Here is a 4,934-nt window from a genome sequence, read left to right as displayed (position 1 = left end):
GAGTAACATCAACGCGCAACCGCAGAATGATTTTGCACCCAACCTGTGCGCCATCGAACGGCAACGCTATCGTGCCTCCGACGGCCGTGCTGTGACACTCAATATAGGCTGGATCGCTGCAGCGAACCGGACGTTTCAAGGCTACGGCATGGTTGCACCTGCGCTGGCGCGGGACGAACAGGAGGTTATCGAAATGTTCAGCGCACTGAACCGCTCGATGGCGATGATCCAGTTCAGTCTCGCGGGTGAGGTCGTCTACGCCAACGAATCGTTCGTCCAGGCGATGGGTTACAGCCTTGCGGAGATACAGGGCAAGCATCACCGTCTGTTCTGCCTGGCGGAGGACGTGGCGTCGGCGCATTACGACGAATTCTGGAAGAGTCTGAACAAGGGCGTGTTTAACGCTGGTCGCTTTCGCCGGGTAGATAAAAGCGGAAAAGTGGTTTGGCTGGAGGCCACTTACAATCCCATCAGAGACGCTTCCGGTCGGGTTTATAAAATTGCCAAATTCGCCAGCGTAGTGACCGAGCAAGTTGAAAAAGCCGACGGAATCAAACAAGCAGCGACCATGGCTTACGACGTGTCGCTAGATACCGATGTGAAAGCTAACCGAGGGATGGAACTGGTCGCCGACTCCGTGCTCGGCACACAGAATATTTCCCAACAGATGGCCTTGGTGACCGACAGCATGACCGCGCTTGAATCGCAGTCGCAGTTGATCGCTTCCATCGTCGACACGATCGGCGCCATTGCCACCCAGACCAATCTCTTGGCGCTTAACGCCGCTATCGAAGCTGCACGCGCTGGAGTGCATGGACGAGGATTCGCTGTCGTGGCGGATGAAGTGCGCAAGCTCGCCGGCCGTACCAGTGCGGCCACCCAGGAGATTAACGGTGTGGTCAGGCAAAATCGAGAATTGGCCGGCGAAGCCGCGTTGCATGTCCAGTGCAGCAGAGACCAAGCCAACGTTTTATTGGAACTGTCCGAACAGGCAGGTATGGCGATGGCAGCTATCCAGTCAGGCGCAAAGCAAGTAGTGAAAGCCATTGGTAGAGTCACCAGCGATCTGCATTGAACGCTTTATCTGCGTCGCGGTAACGCCTCCTCCTTTGGTGAAAGCAATATGGAAGTTTTTGCGTACGGTTTTTCCGATTGATAACAGGAATTTGGATGCCAAAGCACACTTAATTCATTGATTAGGTATTGCCCAGACGTTGACATCACATTCAGGCCGTTTCGGAAAAGGAGTTTAGGGATGCCGGCGACTTTCAAAATCAGACCAAGAATGCGAACACTGCTATCACCAGCGGTAACCAAGATTGAAATGGCGGGAATTGTTTCCTGGCTTTGTGTGTTGCTGATTGAGCCTGCGACAACGTTAAATCTGTTAAATATGTTGGTTACAGCATCGTTGTTGGTTATTTGGTACGTTCATCGCGTAGTTGCTGATTTTCGCATATGGAGAATGCTCGGCGGCGTGTATATATTGATTTTGTCACTCGGCTTTGCGCATGTGATTGACACCAATGTGCAGCTGCGCGTCTTTACGCTGCCCCTAGCTGTGATCATCGTGGTAAGCAGTGCTATCTTATTCGTCACGGTTCAGGACTATCTTCTCTCTACATTGCTGGTCTGGATACTGATGTGGCCCAATTTGGACGTTGGCTTTTACCGGGAACTGGAAGTTTATCTGGTCATTTTTTGCGTTGCTTCCATGTCCATAGGGTTTACTCTCAGCTTTACCTATCTAAGAAACATGCGCTCAGTGTTGTTGGTCGAAAGTGAATTCAGGACATTGGCGGAGACAGATTTTCTCACCTCCTTACTTAATCGACGGGCCTTTATGGGGTTCTTCCAAAATGCATTGGCAGAAGGCCGCAGCGGCTACTTTATAATGTTAGACATTGACGAATTTAAATTAAAAAACGATCAGTACGGTCACGATGTCGGTGACAAGATTTTGTGTGCCATGGCCGCGTGCCTGAAATCCACCCCTGGCAGCCACAGTGTCGGGCGGATTGGAGGTGAGGAATTCGGTGTCTTGTTGTTGGGCGAAGATGATGCGGTTGCTCATGAGTACGCATTGCGCCTGCTGGGCAACATCCGTTGCAGTGTATTGCCTCCGCATCAGTTCACTTGCAGCGCGGGCGTCGCGCAGTTCCGAGCGACATCGGACATGTCCGCAGTGCTCAAATGCGCCGACAGCAATATGTATAAAGCGAAGCATGATGGTAAGGATCGGGTGTTTCAGGATGGAAGGCAGGTCAAACCGCTACGTCCTGTAACTACGTAATTAAGGTTTGACTGGAGGACGTCTGTGAAAATCGTTTTCGAAGAAATCGAATCTCCCCCTTGCTGCTTGCTTACTCTGGGCACCTTCACTTTAATGTTCCAGAACCGCTCAGAGGCTGAAAGCTTTCTCAAGCTCCTGATGGGGGCGCAGACATCGTTTAGCCCCAATCGCTGAACGTCTGCTTCTGGCCGATTGCTGCCCTTCGTGAAGGGCAGGTTAGCGTCGGATGCTCTCCTTTGCCACGTAGCATTCGATCACCGCCCAACTCAGTTTGTGACGGTGATCGTCGCAATCGTTATTCCTTCTCCAGCTCTGCAATACCTCTCACCGGATAGATCACTTCATGGGTGTCCAGATTTCGAATCTCGGATTCGATAGTAATGGTCGAGACCTGACGCCCCGGGGGCCCATTGATGTCGTCGCGGGTGGTGAAGTCCACGACATATCGCTGGCCTGCGCGGAATTCCACATCGCGAGCACCGAAGCCGCACTTGGCGCCACCGGTACCCAAGGCATTCATCGATACCCAACACCAGCTCAAGGAGTGTTTGCCTGGGGTCAAGCGCAGTGCCTGCTTGCCGGAAACGTCAAGGATTGAGCGCCGCCCGGAACCCTCTAGTAGTTGGTCGTCCACATGCGTGGCCAGCAGCAATCGATGGAATTTTACTCCCAATCCGCGAAAACGGGTGGTGGCGAAATACACCACTGGCGCATTGGCCGCGTTATTGGACAAGTCATATGGCGTCATCAACTCCGGTGCCCAATCGCCTTGGTAATCCTTGTAGTGGTAGTTGGAACAAGCGGTTGTGAGACCGGCAATCAGCAGAACAGCTGGGAGTTTGAGATACTACAGAAATGACGACGAGCGCATTATTCTTCCTTGTTTAACGAGTTGGTTAGGATACCGCATCGCGAAGCCAGCTAGTACTTGAGCGGATTAGGAAACTCATCGCCCATCAGTTTCGAGCCAGCGAAAGTACAAGCGCACTTTTAAAGCAGTCGTCGCTCTCGTCATCGCAGAGGGCTTTGTGCTGAGGCTGAATCCACCAAAGCCATCAAGCGCCAAATCGTCGAGTCGTTGTATGTGGCTTACAACGACGCGACGAGATCATCGATCTAATGAATTGAAGAGCTGATCATCAGCCAGGGCAGGGCGCTTCGCGATCGAGGAGTCTGGCGGTGAGGAGTACGCCCAGTTCGCTCAGTTGGTGGATCGCCAGGGCGATGTCGCGGTGTTTGCCGTTGAGGTCTTCGGACAGGTCGAGCAGCAGGGTGCTGACGTTGGTGAAGGTTTCGTAGCTGTTGGTGATGAGGGTTTCGTTGCTGGCGTTGGGGGCGACGGTGAAGAGGGTGGTTGAATCGTTAACCATGGTTAAGTTCCTTGCTTGGGCCACTTCCCCATCGCTACTAAACAATAAGGGCGGTAGCTGTACGCAGGTTAGTAGACCGGTGGAACCTAACAAAACCGGCGCGTCCGAGGACGCCCTACGCACAGCCACCATCAAGCACAGACGGGAGCGTCTGATGGATGAAGCGTGTGCACTTGTTAGGTCTGAGGTGGGCTACTAAACCCGATCACTGAACAATTCAGCGACCGAGCCACCTTAGAGACGGCCACCTCAGCGCACAAGCCGGCGGATTCTGACGCAGGCGTAGGCAATGGAGCAAGGTGCGGCAGGGGAATCGGATTTTGCCTTCAGGCGCTGCGTGATCGTTTGGGGTTTTCGCGAGCAAGCTCGCTCCTACAGGAGTGTTCGTCACCTCAAACGAAATTGTTAGCATTGAACGCGTTTCATATTGGAGGCAGGGATGGATGACACGATATGAGGTTCAACCAATCACATACCTTCCGCGCCAGATACAGGCGCTGGAAAAGGAGGCCGTTGGCGAGGGTTTCAGGTTCCTCACGCGTCTGATTAACGAATGGCACTCTGGAGCAAACCGCTTTGATGCACCCGGCGAGTGTCTGATGGCGGCCTATTTGAATCAGCAGTTGATAGGCATTGGAGGTCTTTCAGTTGATCCCTATGCTGACAATAATGTGGCCAGACTGCGACGGGTGTACGTCGCACCTTCGTCAAGGGGGCAACACGTCGGGCAGGCGCTGGTAAAGGCGCTTGTTGAACGTGCCGCTCCCAGGTTTCAGGTCGTGCGTCTTTTCACGGATACGGCTGAAGGAAGCGCCTTTTATGAGCGCTGTGGCTTCAAGCGAACGGATGATGCCCAGGCGACTCATATCATGCGGCTTGGCGGTTTCTGAGGCGGGTAGCTGCACCAGTGGACTGCGGAGTCGACATGAACGTGTTTTTGCTTTTCAGCTATGAAAGGCGTATCGAGCGTGCCCAGCGCTATCGACACCCAGTCGGCAAACTCGCCTTGAGACCGTGACCAGAACAATGCCGAGCCGCAGTGTGTGCAAAATTCGCGCAACACCGCCTCTGAGGATGCAAAGGTTTTGATGCTGTTGGCGCCGGAAAGTAGGCGTAGTGCGTTGCGGGGAACACTGCCGTAAGAAGCGAATGCGGCTCCGTGACTCTTGCGGCACTGGCGGCAATGGCAGTGGCTCACTGATTTGGGCGTGGCGGATAGCTCGTAAGTGACGGCTGCGCATAAGCAGCTTCCTTGGTACACGGTTGTCATG

6 protein-coding genes and 1 pseudogene are annotated in these 4,934 nt (G+C 53.6%); 4 read left to right on the top strand and 3 right to left on the bottom strand.

The annotated features are described in order from the left end of the window. Positions 1 to 148: 148 nt before the first annotated feature. The 3 genes and pseudogenes from GIW04_RS31625 to GIW04_RS27860 all read left to right on the top strand — a co-directional run. Positions 149 to 475: pseudogene (locus GIW04_RS31625) on the top strand (PAS domain-containing protein); the annotation flags it as partial. A gap of 93 nt (positions 476 to 568) precedes the next feature. Beyond that, entirely contained in the window at positions 569 to 1,075 is a 507-nt protein-coding gene (locus tag GIW04_RS31620; RefSeq protein ID WP_370706276.1) for a methyl-accepting chemotaxis protein, read from the top strand. A gap of 180 nt (positions 1,076 to 1,255) precedes the next feature. Continuing rightward, positions 1,256 to 2,293, top strand: a complete 1,038-nt coding sequence (locus tag GIW04_RS27860) for a GGDEF domain-containing protein (RefSeq protein ID WP_003192619.1) — start codon at positions 1,256 to 1,258, stop codon at positions 2,291 to 2,293. Between the two features lie 295 nt (positions 2,294 to 2,588). Here GIW04_RS27860 and GIW04_RS27855 read toward each other — a convergent pair whose 3' ends face one another. Beyond that, positions 2,589 to 3,041 carry a hypothetical protein gene (locus GIW04_RS27855; protein WP_232964678.1) on the bottom strand — a complete coding sequence of 151 codons (453 nt, stop codon included), beginning with the start codon at positions 3,039 to 3,041 and terminating at the stop codon, positions 2,589 to 2,591. A 391-nt stretch (positions 3,042 to 3,432) separates the two neighbouring features. After that, a complete protein-coding gene (locus GIW04_RS27850; protein ID WP_032900778.1) occupies positions 3,433 to 3,663 on the bottom strand; it encodes a DUF6124 family protein in 231 nt (76 codons plus the stop codon). A 443-nt stretch (positions 3,664 to 4,106) separates the two neighbouring features. Here GIW04_RS27850 and GIW04_RS27845 point away from each other — a divergent pair, with 443 nt between their 5' ends. Then, positions 4,107 to 4,553 carry a GNAT family N-acetyltransferase gene (locus GIW04_RS27845; protein WP_003192614.1) on the top strand — a complete coding sequence of 149 codons (447 nt, stop codon included), beginning with the start codon at positions 4,107 to 4,109 and terminating at the stop codon, positions 4,551 to 4,553. On the opposite strand, the gene GIW04_RS27840 is transcribed toward GIW04_RS27845, so the two are convergent. Further along, entirely contained in the window at positions 4,526 to 4,933 is a 408-nt protein-coding gene (locus tag GIW04_RS27840; protein ID WP_120248970.1) for a GFA family protein, read from the bottom strand. The genes GIW04_RS27845 and GIW04_RS27840 overlap by 28 nt on opposite strands. Position 4,934 lies beyond the last annotated feature (1 nt).

It is taken from the genome of Pseudomonas sp. PA-4-8C (genome assembly GCF_021606625.1).
GTDB classification, from domain to species: domain Bacteria; phylum Pseudomonadota; class Gammaproteobacteria; order Pseudomonadales; family Pseudomonadaceae; genus Aquipseudomonas; species Aquipseudomonas lactis.
This window is presented reverse-complemented; position numbering and strand designations above follow the sequence as displayed.

Excerpts from the sequence above, each read along its gene's own strand:
- GIW04_RS31620 (WP_370706276.1), top strand. The coding sequence starts at position 569 with ATGGCTTACGACGTGTCGCTAGATACCGATGTGAAAGCTAACCGAGGG.
- GIW04_RS27860 (WP_003192619.1), top strand. The coding sequence starts at position 1,256 with ATGCCGGCGACTTTCAAAATCAGACCAAGAATGCGAACACTGCTATCA.
- GIW04_RS27855 (WP_232964678.1), bottom strand. The coding sequence starts at position 3,041 with ATGACGCCATATGACTTGTCCAATAACGCGGCCAATGCGCCAGTGGTG.
- GIW04_RS27850 (WP_032900778.1), bottom strand. The coding sequence starts at position 3,663 with ATGGTTAACGATTCAACCACCCTCTTCACCGTCGCCCCCAACGCCAGC.
- GIW04_RS27845 (WP_003192614.1), top strand. The coding sequence starts at position 4,107 with ATGACACGATATGAGGTTCAACCAATCACATACCTTCCGCGCCAGATA.
- GIW04_RS27840 (WP_120248970.1), bottom strand. The coding sequence starts at position 4,933 with ATGACAACCGTGTACCAAGGAAGCTGCTTATGCGCAGCCGTCACTTAC.